Raw genomic sequence first — 19,962 nt, forward strand, 5'->3', positions numbered from 1 at the left:
AGTCTTTCACCCCGAAGGGCTCACGAGTGAACACGCATTTATATAAAAAATGACACGCACAGCAATTTTTCGCGTATTACCGAATAACATTTGAACATCCACAATCTGCTATTTTCAAAAATACACTTCGACAGTTTGACCACAAGTTACCCCATTTGTTTTAACGTTGTCCCTGTAAAGATGAAATGGGATAAGCCCAAGCCACGTATAGTTATAGAGGTTATTCAAAAAGTCCGCTTTTGATTATGAATATCCAATCATATCCACCTGAGAGCGTTAACATCATGTACAATGAGAATGAGATAAACAGGAAAAAAACGACATGAAGGCCTAATATCTAACATGAAAGGAGGTCGAATGATTGAACATGACCAAATACATAAAGTTTCTCGGACTGATCCTCGGCATCGTGGCGGTGAATGTTCTCGCATTCTCACCGGGCTTTATCGGACTGGAATTTGGGGAGAGTGCATTCACGACAGCACTTTCGGTGACGCTGCTGTTTGGTAGCGCACTCGCTCTGTTCTATGGCAGCTATACCTTGTTGTTCAAGCAACCGGTTGTTCTGCCTGTGAGGCATATCGAAACACATGAGGATTATGTGGAGGCTTTATCTTTTTATAGACGCATCAAAGTGCTCGAAGAAGATATTACGCTGGGCTTATCCCAACTTAGCCGGATGAAAAAAAAGAAAGAGACGCTTCTGAACGTATTGCATCAACGATTTGATCCCGGAGAACTGAGCTACAAGAAATTTGCTTCCGTCACGCTGGAAGTAGAGAAGCTGTTGTACCTGAACATTCGCAGCGTCTTAAATCGATTGAATGTATTTGATGAAGCGGATTATGCCAATATGATGAAATCCAAATCCGCGAGCTTGCCACAAAAGCTTTTTCAGGAAAAAACGAAAGTGTACAACGACTATCTAACCTACGTAAAAGATTCACTCCACACCAATGAGGAAATTCTGCTCAAGCTGGATCAGTTGCTGCTAGAGATTTCACGCCTAGACAGCTATGAGGCTGGAGATATTGAACAGATGCCTTGTATGCAGGAGATTGATCAATTAATTAAGCACACCAAATTATATAGACAGTGAGGGGTTGCTCGTATGGCGAAGAAAGGGAAGTTTTTTTTCATATCCATTGTAATGTTGGTGCTTGTGTTTGGCCTAGTCTATGCAGGAATTACACTGACGTCAAACTTCGGTAAATCATCTTCACAGGTCAGCACGGAGAACGCAGGTAAGGAGCTAGGGAAGTTGTATGCGGACATCGCGCCGGCAACAGCTGAACCGGTTAAGGGCCAGATTGATCTGGATCCGGTTGATGTCGCAGAATCGCTGCCGGACATATCCAAGTTCCCGATTGCGGTAGAGAATACAACGAATGATTATGTTGAAATTTTCTCTTCCACGGAGAAGTCGGGCAGCGGGGTAGATGGCTGGTTAACCGAAGTAGCACAAGAATTCAACCAAGCAAATATCAGCGTTGACGGTAAACAAGTGTCGGTGAAGATTCGTAACATTGCCTCTGGAACAGCTACCGACTATATCAAGTCAGGCAAGTATGTGCCCGATGCCTTCACACCTTCCAATGAACTGTGGGGCGAGATGGTAGAGGCAAGCGGAGTGAAGACAGAGATGGTATCCGAACGACTTGTTGGTAACGTACCAGGGATCGTCATCTCCAAAGCGAAATATGATGCACTGGTTGATACGTATGGCTCTGTCAATGTGAAGACAGTCACTGAAGCGATTGCGAAAAACGAACTTGCGATGGGGTATACCGATCCATTTGCTAGCTCCACAGGACTGAACTTCCTCGTGACAGCACTGAACACGTATGACAGTTCGAATCCGCTTGGCGAGAAGGCGATCCAAGGCTTTGAGAAATTCCAGGCGAACGTACCGTTTACCGCGTCCACGACAATTCAGATGCGGGAAGCTGCCAAGTCAGGCCGTTTGGATGCTTTTGTACTTGAATACCAGACATTTGTGAATACCGCCGATCTGAAGAGTGGATATGTGTTCACACCATTTGGAGTAAGGCATGACAGCCCGCTATATGCTCTCGGTCAATTGCCGCAGAACAAGCAGGAGATTATCCACAAGTTTGCGGAATTCGTCACGCAAGATAAATACCAGAAATCAGCCGAGGAGTTCGGTTTTAACGGCCTCCCGGATTATAAATCAGAGGTAGCAGCGGTAGATGGCGGTACGCTGTTGTCCGCGCAGAAAGTATGGAAAGAGAAGAAAAATGGCAGCAAACCTATTGCCGCAGTGTTCGTTACCGATGTATCTGGAAGCATGGATGGAGAACCGCTTAACCGGCTTAAGGAGTCCTTGCACAAAGGGCAGAAGTATCTGGGTACGGACAACAGCATCGGCTTAGTATCCTACTCCAGTGGAGTTACCGTCAACTTACCTATTGCCAAGTATGATACGAACCAGCAATCGATGTTTGTAGGCACGGTGGATAGCTTGCAAGCAGGTGGAGGGACAGCGACCTTTGACGGGATCGTTGTGGCGATGAAGATGCTGGAGGATTACAAGGCCGCTAATCCCAATGTGAAGCCGTTGATTTTTGTCTTAAGTGATGGTGAGACCAATGAGGGGCATACGTTGCAGGATATTCGTGAGTTGGTCGAGACGTATCAGGTGCCGATTTACACCATTGGCTATAACGCAGACATCAAAGCATTGGAGAGCATCTCCAGCATTAACGAAGCGGCAAGCATTAATGCCGATACCGACGATGTCGTGTACAAGATTGGGAACCTGTTCAACGTACAAATGTAATATTTTAAGGGGGAACGTCAATGTCATTTTCCATGGAGATACCTAGTCAGAAGGAAATTCAGAAGGTGATTGAGGAAGAAGTGAAACCAGTGCCAGCGGAGGTTGCTGAGCTGCAACAAGTCGCGAATGCCAACGTAGAGATGATCATGACACTTGACCTTGAATCGTTGGAGAAACGCAAGGAGATTCTGCAATCCATTGAGGGCTTTGGCATGAACACGATGAGATCCTCTTCGGAGAAAAACGCGTTGCTTCAAGTCTCCGTTGGACATCTGTCCAAGACGGGAGACGAGGGCGGTCAGGTAGCCAAAGGCTTAACTGAGCTGCATATGCAACTGAAGGATCTCGACCCGAGCGTGGTCGACTTCGCCAAGACTGGCTTTCTGGGCAAGCTGTTCAATCCGCTGCGCGCGTATTTCTTGAAGTACCAGAAAGCAGATGCGGTCATTGCAGACATCGTGACCTCGCTGGACAAAGGTCGAGCAACTTTACGGAATGACAATACCACCTTAGAGATCGAGCAGCAGAATTTGCGCGAATTAACCAAGCGATTACAGAAAGAAATCCAGTTAGGTGTGCTGATGGACGAATCCATTGATGGACAGATCGAGGCGGCAAAAGTACGCAATGAAGATCCGGAGAAGGTTCGTTTTATTACAGAAGAAGTGTTGTTCCCGCTTCGGCAACGTGTGATGGATCTGCAGCAGATGCTGGTGGTTAACCAACAAGGGATCATGGCGATTGAAGTGGTCATCCGTAACAACAAGGAACTGATTCGCGGGGTCGATCGGGCGAAGAATGTAACCATATCGGCACTGAAAATTGCCGTAACCGTAGCAAGTGCGCTCTATAATCAGAAGATTGTATTGCAAAAAATCGAACTGCTGAACCAGACGACGAACGACCTCATCGCGGGCACATCCAAAATGCTCAAGGATCAGGGCATCGCCATTCAAAAGCAGGCGTATGACGCGAGCATTTCGGTCGATACGATGAAGCAAGCCTTTACGGATGTCTTGTCTGCACTCGATTCAATCAGTGTGTATAAGCAGGAAGCATTACCGCGAATGCGGGAGACTATTACGCAGTTCCGTGAACTTGCAGATACGGGAGAGCAGCAGATTCAGCGGCTGGAGAAAGGGCAGAAGCTGGGATTGTAATCTATATAACCCCGTGTTTCTTAGCTGCATAGAATGGCATAAACAATGATTGTAAGAACGGTTGACCCCGAATTATCCAGGGTCAACCGTTCTTTGTCGTTGCATGTAGAGTGCATATGGAATCAGCAGCACAAGGGCTGATAGGGCCGCGATTAAGGAGATGAATAGACTGGCTTGAGTGAACAGGAGTGCTCCCAGAGCCGCACCGATGACAAACGTAATCCAGGATAGTGCCAGAACAGCCCATTCGGATGCAGGCGCTTTGCCACGTACAGCCTTAGCGATGGCTTGTCCAATCCCGAACAAGGTTCCTGACACGAAGCCTTTCCCCACGTCGGCGTGGGCGACCATCTGGTGCATCGTATTCTGCATACCCATCGCCACTGCGAGTGGAAACAGAATGCTGTCGGTGTGGAACAATATGACCCAGGTGATCGCAATAACGAATAAGATAGATTCCGCACTTAAAATTAACGTCAAATGATATTGTCTGGATAATTCCGTTATCAATGTACCGATAAATGCACCCACAATGAATAACAGCACGACGATCCCTGTCGTTGCCCATACGGAGTAGTCACCTTTAAAGAGTGCAATGCCTAGCTTGGTACTATTACCGCTCATAAAAGATAAATAAACCTTGCCTAATCCTAGATATCCTATGGCATCAATGAAACCGGCAATGAGCACTAGAGCTAATGACAATAAAAGCCGGGATAATCCCGGCTCTAAGCGTTCTACCGTATGTCCAATACGTTTGGTTGTGCCTTGATGGTTATTGGTGGAATCAGGTGTTAAGGTCATAGACGTAACCTCTCTTCTGGGGCGTGAAAGCAGTTATGGCAGATCAGTCTATCCGATCCGATAGGAGTGTAAGTACAAATGTTTACATGATTCAGGATTGATTCTGATCCTTATGCGGGTCTGGTGCAATAAAGAGTGTATCATTCGGAAGCTGGGCCGCTTCTTCTTTGGACATACCCAAATTCGTTGACAATAGGTCGTCTGGGTTACCTGCAATCCATTCACTCAGATCAATGGCTTCGTAGTGCCCACTGTTGAAGCCGATTAACACACGGCAGACGTCGTCTCCGGTATTTTTGATATAATGCCCAGCTCCCATAGGTGCATAGCCAACATCGCCTGCTTCGAAATGCTCTGTTACCGCATGACCCTCTGCAAGGAATACTGTCATTTCAGCCTGACCGCTAATATAGTACTGCCACTCGTCTGCATTAGGATGCCAATGCATCTCCCGTAGCGCACCTGGCTGCAATTCAATGAGTGACCCAGCCATTGTGGTGGAGATGGGGAAGTCTTCAACGGTCACTGTGCGTTGCGTACCACCTCCTGGTGCTCGCCTAGGCTGTTTGGCGAGAAGTGGATAACGGTGAGGTGTTGTCAGTTCTGAATTACGGCGATATGTACCGGAAGAGGAACTGTCATTGGGAACAGGCCCTTTGGCAAAGTAGGCTTCGCCCTGATTCAGCTTAGCTGCTTGTTCTTCGGTGATGCCAAGATTCTGAGCTACAATGTTGTTCGGGGTCTGTGTAAGGAAATCCGTAATGCTGAATGTGTGATCCTCCGAGAAATCGCCGTTATCAAAAATCAAAATGAAATGACATTCGTCCGGGCCGAGTCCCTGGATGGAATGTCCATATCCACGCGGAAAATACCAGACATCACCGGGCTCGAACGTATCTGTGTAGGCATGTCCATCCGGATGAATGACTGTTGTACGACAGGAACCGCTGATGACATATGCCCATTCTGCTGCATTCGCATGCCAATGTAATTCGCGCATCCCGCCTGGTTCTAAGCGCATGGATACGCCAGCAATGCCAATGGAAGCAGGGAAATCTTTAACCGATGCACCGCGGGTGATTCCGCCAGAGCCTGTCCGAGGTTCCTTTTGTTCAAGCCGATATTTAAAAGATGTCATCATGATTCCTCCTCATATCAAATTAGGTTTACATGTAAAAAGTTGAATATACCGTCTATGTTCTTTTAACCATATCCTACGAATCTATTCAGCTATACCTTAGTTAATATGAGGCAAATGGGAATCATTCATTCGAGGGTCATTCCATTTTTTTGTACATATTGTGTTGCAGGTTCGCGGTGAGTCGAATGATAGACCACATTAGCGGGTTTATAATTAATAATTTTGAACAATTCCTCGGCCATATAACCGGGGCTGTGTCTGAACTCCTGATGAATCCACTCGATAATCATGCCGAAGATAGCATGAGATTGATAACTTGCGAGCAACTCGCGGTTGATATGCGTTGGGAATATTTCGTTTAGATCCTGTAAGGCGAGGTCGCGAAGAACATTACAGATCATCTGTTGGAAGCTGGAGGATGCCTCGGATTTGACGGCAAGAGTATAGAATGGGGCGTGCTGATAGACGTGCTCAAAGATGCGGATGGCTGATGATGGCATATGACTGACTTCAAAAACTTCTTTGCCTTGGTAAGGCTCTCGGTAAGAGGTGACCAGGTCTTGAATGACATCGTCTATGATCTCGTCAAACAGGTCTTCTTTGTACTGATAGTGCTTATAGAAGGTTCCCCGATTCAGATCCGCCAACTTCACAATATCGGTAATGGATATTTCTCTAAAAGGTTGCTTTTGCATAAGCTTAATGAGTGCATGTTTCAGCGCAGCTTTGGATTTCTTAATTCTTCGATCCGTGGATTCGGTAGGGTCTGACATCAAATTTCCTCCCTTAGTATAGGTTGTTCAAAAAGTGAGTCTATCTTCATCCCATCTTCTCGGTACTGAAAAGCGAACTTTTTGAACTCGTATTTTAGCAGTTGTTCAAAAAGTACGGTTTAATAAACGTACAATAGGCGTTTGAAGTGTTGGTTAACGTACAATAGGGCAAGCTTTTACTGATTGATCCCAAAAGCTATGACTTATTATACTAAGGATACAAGTTAATGAACATTTGTTTGTTAACTTATTGTAAACGAATACAAAAAGGAGGAATTAAGATATGAAACTTCAAGATAAAGTTGCTGTTGTGACAGGTGCAGGTTCAGGCATGGGGCGAGCGATTGCCACACTATATGCTAGAGAAGGTGCCAAAGTCGTTGTGTCAGATATTAACGAACAGTCCGCTCAGACGGTTGCTAGTGAGATCAAGGAATCAGGCGGAGAAGCCATCGTGGTTTTGGCTAATGTAGCCAAAGAAGAAGATGTGCAAAATCTGATTGATGTGACGGTAAGTACCTATGGGACTGTGGATATTCTGGTGAATAATGCAGGCATCATGGATGGCATGGAGCCAGCAGCAGATATCACCGATGAGAAGTGGGAGAGATTGTTCGCCGTAAATACAACCAGCGTAATGCGGACTACGCGTAAAGTATTGCCGATCTTCCAAGAGAAACAAAAAGGAGTCATCGTGAACATTGCTTCAGCAGGTGGATTGCACGGCGGACGTGCGGGAGCCGCTTATACAGCTTCCAAACACGCAGTAATTGGTTTCACCAAAAATACGGGATACATGTATGCCGAGCAAGGCATTCGTTGTAATGCCATCGCTCCAGGGGCTGTGGCAACTAACATTAGCTCCTCAATGACAGGAATCAGCCCATTTGGTGCTGGACGCCAACAACTAGGTATGGCGATCAACCCACGTGTAGGTACGAGTGAAGAGATTGCCAAAGTGGCTTTGTTCCTCGGCTCGGATGAATCTAGCTTCGTTAACGGAACCGTCATTACGGCTGATGCAGGCTGGAGTTCATACTAATTCGAGTGCATAGTGGTAGAATCGCTAATGAAAGAATGATCGGACGGAGCATGTAAAAATCAATGCAATTACAGCACTTCAAGTGCTCAAAGAGAACATACACGACCGTGCGTATAATGCTGTGAAATGAACTAAGAGCCGCATCTCATGATGCGGCTTCTTTATGGTGACTCTACAAACGAGTCAACCTCATGTATCGTGTTTAATTCCATCGGAAATTGGGACAAACGTTTGCACTGCCACACTTAGACCTGACTATGTCAGCTCAGTGACGACTTAGTTTTGGAGTACAGTGAGGATTCTCGCACAATTAATCGATGTGGAATAATGACGGGATTATGCGTTTGCGGCTCCCCGCCTATAATTTTGAGTAACACTTGAACTGCCGTATAGCCAAGCTGATAGGTTCCGATATCGATGGAGCTGAGTGGCGGTGAAGCCAGTTCGGATAAGGCTATATTGTTAAAACTGACCACGCTAATATCCTCAGGTACCTGATATCCCAGCTCGGCAAGAGCTCTTAATACTCCAAAAGCCACATTATCATCAATAACAACAATAGCTGTCGGTCTATCAGGCAAAGACATGAATAGAGACATCGCTCGGAATCCGCTCTCCTGTAGGAATTCACCCTCCACAATCCAGTCCCGATTGGCATGTAACTCTGCTTCGGCAAGAGCCTTCTGATATCCTCGCATACGATCATGGGATAACGTAATTTCCGGCGGGCCACTCACGAATCCAATCCGCGTATGTCCTTGTGCAATCAGATGCTGCGTTGCATCATAAGCAGTCTGCACATTGTCATTATCCACCATGGGTGCATTCGGGTGAGCTTCGCTGCGACCGATCAATACAAAAGGAAACTCTTCCTCTTCCAGAAATGAAATGATCGGATCATCTCGCTTCGAACCTAGCAGCAGAATGCCATCTACTCTTCGGCCATGAACAAGCCGGGATATGGCGTGCAATTCATCGTCGGATGATGTTTCGGTTGTTAGTAGCAATTCATAATTGTTGCGTGTGGCGAGTGTAATAATACCTCGTAGCAATTCCCCAAAGAAGTAGTTCTGGAACAACTCCTCTGCAGGGCGCGGAAGCATAATCCCAAGGGTTTGCGTCGTTTTGGACACAAGGCTCTTCGCCATAATATTGGGATGATAGTTGAGTTCTTTCATAATTTTCTTTACTTTAAGAGACGTCTCGGTGCTAATTCTGGGATGGTTGGAAATCACCCGTGATACTGTAGAAGGGGAGACACCCGCCAATTTGGCTATATCCTTGATCGTAATCATGTAAAAAGTCCCCTCTGAACAATCATTTCAACTTTCCCCTATGGTAATGCAAAGGATACGAGAAATCAATTATTACCTACCTAATACAGAATGCGAAGGAAGTAAAATAAAGGAAGAATGAGTTAGAAGAAGGGAATAGAGAATTACTTCGGCAAAATGAAAGAAAATGGTTAAAATTGAAGCAATATGGCTTGTGCAAACGTTTGTACAAAGAAAGAATCTTATTGTATGATGTGAGTGTTATTGTAGCGCTTACATCATTGGTTTTACACACTTCTTAGTATATTTCCCCCTACATATTGAACAAAAATGTGATTCTGTCTTTTATTTGAGCAAACGTTTGTACAAAAAAGAACAAGGATCATAACACCTGACATTCTACGCAGATCAAAGGGTGAGAGAGCGCAATTTCGTTGAACCAAACAGAGGGAAGGGGACATTTTACATGAGAAAATGGCAAGGGGCAACATGGTCTATCGTCATGGCTTTTACACTGGTTGCATGCTCGGCAGGAGGGGGAACTACATCTCCAACGACAGCAGGCGAGAATCCGGAAGAAGCTGTACAACTGACAGCCGAGAATCTTCAACCAGAGGAAGGAGCAACCTTGGTCATCTGGGAGGACAAAAATCAAAGCAGCTTCATTGAGCAAAGAGTGCAAAAGTTCGAAGAGAAGTACGGTGTAACCGTCAAAATGGAGGAATTGCCTCCGACGGATCAGGTGACGAAATTAACGACAGATGGACCGGCAGGGCTGGCAGCAGACGTGGTCGTGTTTCCACATGACAAAATTGGTAGCGCTTCAGAAGCAGGACTGATCTTGCCAAATGACATTTTTGAAGCAGAAACCGTAGCGAATACAAGTGAGAATGCCCTCAAGGCGGTGACTTTCAAGGATATCTTGTACGGATATCCGTACAGCGTTGAGACATATGCCCTCTTTTATAACAAAGCATTATACCCGGAAGCTCCACAAAACTTCGATGAGATTATCAGCTTCGCCCAAACCTTCAATGATACCAAGTCCAATCAATACGCATTGATGTGGGAATTGCAGCAGTTCTATTACAATTATGCGTTTCTGGCATCGCAGGGCGGATATATCTTCGGTGATAACGGGATGGATAGCGGAGATCTTGGTTTGAATAATGAAGGCGCTCAGAAGGGTGGGCAATTCCTGCAGACGCTGAAGTCTGAAGTGTTGCCGCTCAAGATGGGTGATGTGAACTACGATATCAAAAAAGGATTGTTCTCCAGCGGCAAGCTGGCGATGGATATTAACGGGCCGTGGACCATTGCGGATTACCGCAATGCGGGAATCGACTTCGGTGTTGCTCCACTTCCAGCGATTGATGGCAAACCGATGACATCCTTCTCCGGGGTTAAAGCTTATTACGTAAATGCATTCACGCAATATCCGAATGCCTCCAAGTTACTGGCTGCTTTCCTATCCAATGAAGAGGCTCAGATGGAGAACTTTGAACTAAATGGCACACTTCCGGCGAACAAGAACGTCGCAGCCAATCCGAAGGTTCAGGAAGATCCGATCAACAATGCGTTCCTGGAGCAATTCAACAACTCCACCCCAATGCCTTCGCTTCCTGCCATGGACAGTGTCTGGGGACCGATCACATCTGCCATTACGGATATCTGGGATAGTGGCAAGGATGTCAAAGCATCGCTGGACAATGCCGTGAAGCAGATCCAGGAGAGCCTTGCAACCGTGCAGTAAGAACGAACGATGACACGAAGATATGCATAAGAACAAGCTGAAGGAGTGAAGCTAAAAGCTTTCTGAAAGAAAGCTTGCTTCGGAAGCACCTGCATGACTTTATCCCCGGATGTCCCCCATTTAGAAAGGTATTGAAAAAATCTGGGATAACAGGGTCGGAGAGGAGAGAGCGAATGCAACAGCAGCATGTCCCGGTGCCTGTCGGCCCCGGAAGGGAAAGGCAGCACCGGATGACAGCGGCCATATGTTCCATCATATTGCAAGGTCTGGGGCAGTTATATAATCGGCAATGGATCAAAGGAATTGTACTACTGTTGCTGGAGGGAGTAGGGCTTGCATACCTGCTTCCTCGCCTGTCTCAAGCAGTATGGGGAGTATGGACACTGGGCGAGAATACACAGCGTTTTGTCAAAGTGAATGGTTCCACCGTGCTTCAAAAAGGAGACCATTCCATCTTTTTATTGCTGGATGGGATTATCGTATTGCTGGTATTTTTTGTGTTTATTCTGATCTACATTTTGAATATCCGGGATGCGTACATGACCGGGCTTGCTAGAGAAGAAGGCAAGCAGATACGAAGTGCAGGAGCCACGATCCGCAACATGATGGATCGAAACTTCCCATATCTGTTTCTGTCCATTCCGGCACTTGGGATACTCTTTTTCACCATTATGCCAATCTTGTTCACGGTCACCATCGCGTTTACGAATTATTCGGCGCCGGATCATATCCCGCCAGCTAAACTGGTAGACTGGGTCGGCTTCAAGACATTCAGTGATCTGATCCAGCTCAAGTCATGGAGTCAGACGTTCTACGGTGTTCTCACCTGGACGGTGATCTGGGCCATTTTAGCTACAGTTACTACTTATTTCGGTGGTGTACTCGTGGCGTTATTGATTGAACAGCGGGGTATACGCTTCAAGAAGGTGTGGCGTACGATTTTCATCCTGCCTTATGCCATCCCGCAGATTATTTCCCTGTTGTTGATGCGCAATCTGTTCAACGGCCAGTTTGGGCCGATCAATACGTATATGAGAGCTTTTGGGCTGGAGGGATTACCTTGGCTGACCGATCCGTTCTGGGCAAAGGTTACGGTCATTGTCGTCAACATGTGGATCGGTATCCCGGTCAGCATGGTGTTGATTCTGGGTGTGTTGACAGCCATTCCACGTGATCTGTATGAGGCTGCTGAAGTGGACGGGGCTTCCGCATTCCAGAAATTCCGAATCATTACGATGCCGTTCATTTTGTTTGCGACTACACCAGTGCTCATTATGCAGTTTGCGGGTAACTTCAACAATTTCAATGTGATCTTCCTGCTGACCAACGGCAATCCGCTACGTGGGGATTATCAGTATGCTGGGGCAACGGATCTGCTCGTAACCTGGCTCTACAAGCTTACGCTGGACAACAATAAATTCAACATGGCTTCAGCGGTAGGTATTATTATCTTCCTGATTATCGCTTCATTCTCCATCTGGAATTTCCGCCGCTCCAAATCATTTAAGGAGGAGGACATGATTCAATGAAGACACGCAATAATCCGGTGCGCCTGGCTGTGAGTTACCTATTACTACTGATCATTGCCGTCGTCTCCATCTATCCGGTGCTCTGGATTTTTCTCTCTTCCTTAAGACCGGGTGCGGCATTGTTTAGTGAGCGTTTATGGCCAGAAGCCTACACGCTGTCCCATTATGGTGAACTGTTCAACAATCCATCTTTTATGTATGGCCGATGGTATATGAATACGCTGAAAATTGCCTTTTTCACCATGATCTTCTCTACACTTATGGTGACACTGGGAATGTATGCCTTGTCGCGTTTCCGTTTCCGTGGTCGCAAAACGATTCTTTCTACCATGCTGATTCTTGGCATGTTCCCGAGTTTCATGAGCATGATTGCTATTTATATCATTTTGCTGCAAATTAAATTGCTCGACACCCATGCTGCACTTATTCTGGTCTATTCTTCAGGAGCAGTACTTGGGGGATTCATCGTCAAAGGATTCTTCGACACCATTCCGCGCAGTCTGGATGAAGCGGCTCGTATCGATGGTGCAAGTCACTTGCGGGTATTCACCAGCATCATTTTGCCATTATCCAAACCGATGTTGACCTATGTGGCTTTAACTAGCTTCACAGGGGCGTGGATGGACTTTATTTTTGCCCGTCTGGTACTGCGTACGAAGGAGAATTGGACACTTGCGGTAGGGATGTGGGATCTGGTCAACCGTTATCAGGACAGTAACTTTACGATGTTCGCCGCAGGAGCGGTACTGATCGCCATTCCGATTACGCTGTTGTTTGTTTTCCTACAGCGCTTCCTAGTTCAAGGTCTCACATCAGGGGCTTCCAAAGGGTAACTGTGCTCTGTGCATTATTTCGTCCGCGATCTAGTCGTAGATTAAATATATGAAGTGATAAAACACGTGGCAGATCAAGTAAAACATCAAATAATATACGTCAAGCTGGCACTTCCCGTGATGTGATGTCTAAAGTTGACAGACATCATTACGGAAGTGCCTTCTGCTTCAATATGAGTTTACGAGACCTTAACCTCAATCCAATCAACCCGTACCTATGTATAAACCCGGAGTATACGCTATCTCAGCGTACTCCGGGTTTCGTGATGGGTTTATCTTCAATCCATTATTATGTTATTGCCAGTTCACTGTAACCGTAGCTGTTCCGCTCGTCGGGGTGGTAAAGGTATGGTTGGAACCACTTTCCCACGTAACCGTGGAGCCATTCTTTTTGAAGAACTTGAACTCTAGCGGCGTACCGGCTGGAACACTGACGTCATAGTACCACGTTGGGTATGCATGAACGACCTGATTGAACGCTGGGCCAATTGCGGTGGAGCCTGTGGACCAACTTCCTAACTCAGCCACGTTTCCGGTTAGATAAATGTTCTCGCCGAGGGAAGTGGTGGCATTATTGATGACAAAGCGGACAGAAACCTGATCTCCGCTAAGAATCGTAAAATCGTTATACGCATTGCTACTGACTCCGCCTGCTGTTACTTTCACTGCGTAAGTTCCCGCTGCAACGGCTGGAATCTTGACTTTGATCTGTGTATCTTCCCAAGAGGTGATGGCTGCACCTGTTACTGCTGTAGTTCCGAAGTTTACTGTGCCTTTGGAAGCGCCGAATCCTCGACCATCAATGGTGACTTCATTTCCCGCTTTGCCCATGGTTGGGCCTAAATTACCAATAGTTGGGGTGGTCTCATTCGCTGTATATTGCCAAACGGCTGTTGCACCTGCTGCAAGATTGAAGGACGTGATGTTTCCTCCATTAGAGGAAATCTGACTGCCATTAAGTGCGCCACCAAGCACATCCGTATATGTACCCGTAGGAAGCGAGGTGGTTAGACCTGAGATGGATGCAGACGCAGAGGTACTGCGATTGATTGCAATGACAGCAACGCTATTACCGAATTTGCGTTCATAGATGTAGACGTCGTTATTGATCCAGCGTTGCTGCGTTGAACCATAGGCAATAGCCGGATTGGACTTCCGTAATGGAGCAAGTTTGCTGATTACATTGAACGCCGTGGATGTTTTGGAGAAGGAAGGCATCTTACCACGGTTATCTGGATCACCGTCCCCGGTCATATATTGTTCTGTTCCATAGTAGATGGCAGGTACACCGCGCGAAGTTAAGGTGAATGCCAAAGCTTGCTCCAGACGCCGGTTCTGAACTGCATTCGTTTTGAAACGATCCATATCGTGATTATCAATAAAAGTAACCTGATCATGGATATGGTCGTAATCCGCTCCGGTGCTGCTGATCATGGAATCTAGCGCGTACATCGTGGCGGTATTGTCGCGGAAGACATTCCGAACTTCTTGATTGAAGCGGAAGTCCAGCAGACTCATACCTGATTTATTGGCAAAATCATTATTATCTGCATCTGAAGCAGATGATCCCAGGAACCACTCGCCAAAGGTAAACACAGGCTGATGTGTATAGATGGAAGACATCCAATTCTTTTGCCAGCCCATAGGCATATGCTTCACTGCATCTACACGAATTCCGTCAATGCCCATATCCAGCCATTGCTTGATTGCATCTTTGAAATACGTGTCGATGGTGCCGTTATTGTGGTTCAGGTCAGCCAGGTCGTAGAGGTTTTTGTAGATGCCGTTCTCAAGTGTGGAGAAGTCAGAGCCGCCATTATGATGGAAATACTGGTTGGTATCATTGGTGTACCCGCCTACAAGGTTACCATTGTCGTATAATCTGCCATTCTCAGCAAATGAAGTATCGGTTTCCATGGCGGGGGAGGTATGGTTAGGAGCGAAGTCGATGATGATTTTGATGTCTTTGGCATGAGCCGTGTCGACCAGGTTTTTGAAATCAGTCATCGTGCCGAAGGCTGGGTTCGTTTTCTTGAAGTCGCGTGCCCAATAGCCATGGTAGGCTGTGTTGTTGACACCTGAGTAGTTGATTAAAGAGTAGATATTTTCAACAGGTTGAGAGATCCAGAGCGCAGTTATACCTAGATCGGTAAAGTAGTTATCATTAATTTTGTCTATCAATCCTTGCCAGTCGCCACCGCAGTACAGTTTAAGATTGCTGCAACTTGCGTCATAGGCTCCTCCTGCCGGATTGTTGGCGGGATTGCCATCAGAGAAGCGGTCTGTGAACACCTGATAGATGACATCTGTACTGAAATTCTGTTTATTGGTTACCGCAGTATCAGGATCTGCGAATACAGACGCTGTGGTTAGAAAAGGGAAGGCGCTTCCTGCCATCAAGCCTAATGTCAGCGTGGCGCTGAGAAGGACTCGCTTGGTTAATTTGAACATGGTAATCCACCCTTCATCAATTGGTTTGGATATGTTCTGAATGATTGTAATAGCGCTTACAAAAAAATAAATCTCTCAATTCTGTTGAACATATCGCCTCCCTTATGGCATGCCAACAACCCCGGCATCTCCTGCTGGAGTTACCGGGGTTGTTCTAAACCATATCGGTTCAAAAGCATAGCCCTCGAGTTATCTTCACAACGTTATAATAATTAAATATTGGTTTAGTTGTCAATATATATTTTAAAAGCATTTATTTTCTAGTTATCTATTGTTTCGTATTCTTCAACTGGAGTAAGCGGAATCCGAATGCTTCAATCTGGAGCTTATTCTTCTGATCCGCCTGAAATAAATCTTTGTTGAATACATCATGCCAGGTTCCCGCTACAGAAAGCGTGAGATCGAGCGAGCGGGATTGATCATCAGCGTTGAGTATAAGCACGAAATATTCCCCTGTGTGTGGATCATGTCGTTCGATAACAAGGCAAGGATCACCAGCTCTGGCATGGAGCATGTTGAGATTAGCGCTACGAAGTGCAGGATGTTGTTTGCGTAAATGAATGATTGTCGTGAAGAAACTGAGAAGATCCTTGTTTTGTTTGTCTTCGTCCCATTCCATGCATTTGCGGCAGCCAGGATCGTAGCCACCTTCCAGCCCAATCTCGTCTCCATAATAGATGCAGGGTACACCTGGATAGGTGAAGAGCAGGAGGAGGGCGAGCTTCATTTTGCGCACATCCCCCTTACATTCGGTCAGAAGTCGCGGTGTATCATGGCTATCTAACAGGTTAAATGAAACCTCAGTAACCGATTGAGGATAAGCGATGAGCAGCTTACCGATCTCGTCAGCAAATCCTAAGCCATCCAGTTTACCGTGTACAGCAAAGTCAAGCACAGAGTTGGTAAACGGGTAGTTCATCACTGCATCAAACTGGTCACCCTGAAGCCACATGATGGAATCATGCCAGATTTCGCCCAATAGGTAGGCATCGGGGTTAATGCTTTTGACGGTTTGTCGGAATTCACGCCAAAATTGATGATCCACCTCATTAGCGACATCAAGTCGCCAGCCATCTATACCAATGTCCTGAACCCAGTAACGTGCCACTTCCAGCAGGTAGGATTTCACTTCAGGATGCTCTGTATTTAACTTAGGCATTAGGGGTTCGAAGGCAAAGGTATCATATGTCGGTATGCCATCCTCGATCCGTGCCGGCCAATCCCGAACGTGGAACCAATCAGCATAGGGGGATAATGCACCATTTTCAAGGACATCGGCAAAAGGGAAAAACTCTCGGCCTGAGTGGTTAAATACCGCATCTAGAATCACTCGTATCCCACGTTCATGACAGGCATCCACCAGCTCTTTCAGTTTCTCATTCGTGCCGAAATGAGGATCTACCTTGAGATAGTTGCCAGTGTTGTACTTGTGGTTCGTCGTTGCCTGGAACAATGGACAGAAATAGATCGCGTTAATACCGAGATTAACCAGATGGTCGAGGTGGTTGATAATGCCCTGCAAGTCACCTCCGAAGAAATTAACTGGCGTAGGCTCGCCGCCCCAAGGCTCCGCATTGGCCGGACTGATAGAAGGATCGCCATTAGCATAACGTTCAGGGAATATTTGATAAAAGACCGCTTCTTTTACCCAAGCAGGAGCTTCAAAAATATCTGCCGGATTCATAAATGGGAAATCGAAGAACTCCAATGAATTTTCCGGCATTGCTGTCTCGAATCTGCGTTCAGTCATCCACACACATTGATCATCCTTCTCTAACCGGAAACCGTAACGTAACCGGCGGTAAGGTGGCTGTACTTCAACCTCCCAATAATCGAAGAGGGCATCGCTGGTGAATAGATGCATGGGGAGGGTTTCCATCGTTCGATCCCAGGCATACTTATCCCCGATAATGGCATAGGCGGCGTCTACATCTCCGCGCTTGGATCTCAGGCGAAGATGCATTGTAGAGCGGTCATAAGCGTACGACCAATTTAATTTGGGGCGATGGTAAATAGCTTCGAGTAGCATTCAAGTCACTCCTTATGGATAAAAGTTATAGAATCCGGCTATAAACGCAAAAAAGGCACAACCCCCAATGTTCACGAGGTTGTACCTTTCGGCAGCATAGCCTTTTGATTATAGCGTTATTATACGAACTAAATTCGCAAAAGAAAACACTTTTTTTTACTTTTATCTCACTTTTTTGATCTCGCCATAATGAGCACTACAGCTTACAGATCATAACCAAGCTTAGCTGCATATTTAACTAGCTCATTATTGGATTGCTCGATCAGTTTAGCGCCTTGAGCAAGTTTAGCATTGCCTTGTTTCAGCAAAGTGCTGTTCACTTTAGTTTTGGATACCGACTTCTTGAACAACTGGTAAGCTTCAAGCTGTGTGTAGCTTCCTTTGACCAGTTTGGCATGAATTTTTTGCAATTCAGCATTTTGTGGTTTTACTAGTTTCAGCTTAGATACATATTTGGTGTAGTTAGGGATTGCGGTATTAGTCAATTTCAGGAACACAGATTTGCGATTCGCAGAAGTGATAATAGTACCGCCACTTACAGCGTTGAACGCTTTTTCTTCATACACTGCCGCTTCTGTCAATTTATCAATGTAGTCCAGAAAATCAATCTCTTCGTCCGTCGGTAACGGTTCGTCTTGAGATGTATCGTAACCATATTCACTGTCTTCTGAGTAGGTAGATGTTGTATCCTCAGCTGCAGCCGCATAAGAACCAGCAGGTAGGAATACGCCTCCTAGCAAAGCAAAACTCATAATCAATGATAATATCCAAGATTTCTTCATGTTTCATAGCCCCCATCTGGGTCATGTCTTAAATCTCACTGATCGGAATTCTAAGACAATCCCTAATTTATGTATATTATTCCAATGGATAATCTAACATAGTGCGACAGTAAATTACAGGAATAGATTTACATAAAATCGTTCTCAGCGATAATTACGAAATAGTACCTATTCAACGTTCCGGAGGGGGTCTGAGAGATAGGTATAAAGAGGTATTAGCATGTTCATATGTGAAAACGAGAGCGTGTTTCTCATAAACTTCATATCTTTATAGCATAATAGGAGGTGAATAATTACATAAATGTGTGTTTGATAAAAGTGGGATTATATAAGGTATAAAGTTGGATCTCTCACAATTCCTATATTAATAAGTAATAGGAGTCTGAATGACATCCGCACATCTCGGGAAATATTGCCAAATAAATGCTTGTACAAAGCACATAACTGAATTACAATACAAATGATAATGAGATTCAATATCATTTAGAGGATAGGGGAGTCGGGTTAGCATGTTCAGATTTAAGAAAAAGCTATTTATGTACGCTACACTTCTATTGATGATTTCACTGCTGGCAGGGTGTGCATCGGGGGGGAGTGCAGAGACAACAAATACGGCAAGCCAAGCTACGAGCGGGAACACGAGCAGTAGTGAAAGCGATACAACGAGCAATACGACAGATGATCAGACTAGAGTGATCAAGCATGCTATGGGTGAAACCACAATTACAGGTACACCGCAGAAGATTGTAACACTGTTCCAAGGTGCGAATGATGTTGTCGTTGCTCTGGGTGTTAAGCCCACAGGCGTTGTTGAATCGTGGGTTCAGCAACCTGTATACGAATATCTGAGAGCAGATCTGGACGGCGTACCGCAAGTGGGTCAAGAACCTCAGCCCAATATGGAAGAGATCAACAAATTGAAGCCTGATCTCATTATTGCAACGAAGATCAGACATGAGGACATCTATGAACAGCTGTCACAGATCGCTCCAACGGTTGTCACAGAGACGTTGTTTGATTGGAAAGAAACCGTGAAACTGGCTGGCGAAGCAATGAATAAGGTGGAGGAATCGGACAAGCTGCTTGCGGATTGGAATACGCGTGTAGCTGACTTCAAAGAAAAAATGGGTGATCGCCTCCCGATCGAAGCAACCATTACTAACTTCAGAGCCGATCAAGTTCGTATTTTCTACATGGGTTATGCAGGCAAAATTCTGAAAGAGCTTGGTTTCACAAGACCAGCAGGTCATGATGAAGATACTTGGGGTGTTGAATTGACGTCCAAAGAGAGCATTCCAGATATGAATGCAGACTTGATCTTCAACTTTAATTCAGGTACTGAGACGGAAGCGATTCAGAAGAACTATGAGGACTGGACGAGCAGTCCATTGTGGAAGAATCTCGATGCTGTGAAGAATAACCAGCTGGTTCAAGTCGACGAAGTGGCTTGGAACATGGCAGGGGGATACACATCTGCTAATATGATGCTGGATGATCTGTATGAATATTTCAAATTGAATTAACGGGAGCGAGACCTGCCATGCACCAACATTTGAAGCAAAGTGTATGGGCTGGCAGGTCTTTTTGCATT

15 protein-coding genes are annotated in these 19,962 nt (G+C 45.7%); 8 read left to right on the plus strand and 7 right to left on the minus strand.

From position 1 onward, the window contains the following. The first annotated feature begins 367 nt into the window (after positions 1-367). The 3 genes from V6W81_RS04535 to V6W81_RS04545 are packed head-to-tail and all read left to right on the plus strand — an operon-like array spanning position 368 to position 3,960. Entirely contained in the window at positions 368-1,099 is a 732-nt protein-coding gene (locus tag V6W81_RS04535) for a hypothetical protein (RefSeq protein WP_338543939.1), read from the plus strand. A 12-nt stretch (positions 1,100-1,111) separates the two neighbouring features. Continuing rightward, positions 1,112-2,800: a vWA domain-containing protein gene (locus tag V6W81_RS04540; protein WP_338541773.1), complete on the plus strand. Its 1,689-nt coding sequence runs from the start codon at positions 1,112-1,114 to the stop codon at positions 2,798-2,800. Positions 2,801-2,820: 20 nt separating this feature from the next. Next, a complete protein-coding gene (locus V6W81_RS04545) occupies positions 2,821-3,960 on the plus strand; it encodes a toxic anion resistance protein (protein WP_145049256.1) in 1,140 nt (379 codons plus the stop codon). A 72-nt stretch (positions 3,961-4,032) separates the two neighbouring features. On the opposite strand, the gene V6W81_RS04550 is transcribed toward V6W81_RS04545, so the two are convergent. The 3 genes from V6W81_RS04550 to V6W81_RS04560 all read right to left on the minus strand — a co-directional run bounded on the left by V6W81_RS04550 (position 4,033) and on the right by V6W81_RS04560 (position 6,678). Beyond that, entirely contained in the window at positions 4,033-4,764 is a 732-nt protein-coding gene (locus V6W81_RS04550) for a YoaK family protein (RefSeq protein ID WP_338541774.1), read from the minus strand. 91 nt (positions 4,765-4,855) lie between these two features. Beyond that, positions 4,856-5,905 (minus strand): cupin domain-containing protein, encoded by a 1,050-nt coding sequence (locus tag V6W81_RS04555; RefSeq protein ID WP_338541776.1) that lies wholly within the window; start codon positions 5,903-5,905, stop codon positions 4,856-4,858. Between the two features lie 125 nt (positions 5,906-6,030). After that, a complete protein-coding gene (locus V6W81_RS04560; protein ID WP_338541777.1) occupies positions 6,031-6,678 on the minus strand; it encodes a TetR/AcrR family transcriptional regulator in 648 nt (215 codons plus the stop codon). A gap of 283 nt (positions 6,679-6,961) precedes the next feature. On the opposite strand from V6W81_RS04560, the gene V6W81_RS04565 reads away from it, so the two are divergent. Next, positions 6,962-7,720: an SDR family oxidoreductase gene (locus V6W81_RS04565; protein WP_145049262.1), complete on the plus strand. Its 759-nt coding sequence runs from the start codon at positions 6,962-6,964 to the stop codon at positions 7,718-7,720. A 260-nt stretch (positions 7,721-7,980) separates the two neighbouring features. Here V6W81_RS04565 and V6W81_RS04570 read toward each other — a convergent pair whose 3' ends face one another. Then, positions 7,981-9,015 carry a LacI family DNA-binding transcriptional regulator gene (locus tag V6W81_RS04570; RefSeq protein WP_338541778.1) on the minus strand — a complete coding sequence of 345 codons (1,035 nt, stop codon included), beginning with the start codon at positions 9,013-9,015 and terminating at the stop codon, positions 7,981-7,983. A 445-nt stretch (positions 9,016-9,460) separates the two neighbouring features. On the opposite strand from V6W81_RS04570, the gene V6W81_RS04575 reads away from it, so the two are divergent. The 3 genes from V6W81_RS04575 to V6W81_RS04585 all read left to right on the plus strand — a co-directional run bounded on the left by V6W81_RS04575 (position 9,461) and on the right by V6W81_RS04585 (position 13,109). Continuing rightward, the gene (locus tag V6W81_RS04575) at positions 9,461-10,747 is read left to right on the plus strand and encodes a sugar ABC transporter substrate-binding protein (RefSeq protein ID WP_338541779.1); all 1,287 of its coding nucleotides are present in this window, start codon (positions 9,461-9,463) and stop codon (positions 10,745-10,747) included. A gap of 173 nt (positions 10,748-10,920) precedes the next feature. Next, positions 10,921-12,276, plus strand: a complete 1,356-nt coding sequence (locus V6W81_RS04580; protein WP_056695094.1) for a sugar ABC transporter permease — start codon at positions 10,921-10,923, stop codon at positions 12,274-12,276. After that, positions 12,273-13,109 (plus strand): sugar ABC transporter permease, encoded by an 837-nt coding sequence (locus tag V6W81_RS04585; protein WP_145049270.1) that lies wholly within the window; start codon positions 12,273-12,275, stop codon positions 13,107-13,109. Before V6W81_RS04580 ends, V6W81_RS04585 begins: the two co-directional genes overlap by 4 nt. Before the next feature lie 294 nt (positions 13,110-13,403). On the opposite strand, the gene V6W81_RS04590 is transcribed toward V6W81_RS04585, so the two are convergent. The 3 genes from V6W81_RS04590 to V6W81_RS04600 form a co-directional block, all read right to left on the minus strand. Beyond that, positions 13,404-15,560 (minus strand): alpha-amylase family glycosyl hydrolase, encoded by a 2,157-nt coding sequence (locus tag V6W81_RS04590; RefSeq protein WP_338541781.1) that lies wholly within the window; start codon positions 15,558-15,560, stop codon positions 13,404-13,406. 268 nt (positions 15,561-15,828) lie between these two features. Continuing rightward, on the minus strand, positions 15,829-17,589 hold the full coding sequence (locus V6W81_RS04595) for a glycoside hydrolase family 13 protein (protein WP_338541783.1): 1,761 nt from the start codon (positions 17,587-17,589) through the stop codon (positions 15,829-15,831). 203 nt (positions 17,590-17,792) lie between these two features. After that, a complete protein-coding gene (locus tag V6W81_RS04600; protein ID WP_338541785.1) occupies positions 17,793-18,371 on the minus strand; it encodes a hypothetical protein in 579 nt (192 codons plus the stop codon). A gap of 509 nt (positions 18,372-18,880) precedes the next feature. On the opposite strand from V6W81_RS04600, the gene V6W81_RS04605 reads away from it, so the two are divergent. Continuing rightward, on the plus strand, positions 18,881-19,894 hold the full coding sequence (locus V6W81_RS04605; protein ID WP_338541787.1) for an ABC transporter substrate-binding protein: 1,014 nt from the start codon (positions 18,881-18,883) through the stop codon (positions 19,892-19,894). Positions 19,895-19,962: the final 68 nt, after the last annotated feature.

Source organism: Paenibacillus tundrae (genome assembly GCF_036884255.1).
Lineage (GTDB): Bacteria > Bacillota > Bacilli > Paenibacillales > Paenibacillaceae > Paenibacillus.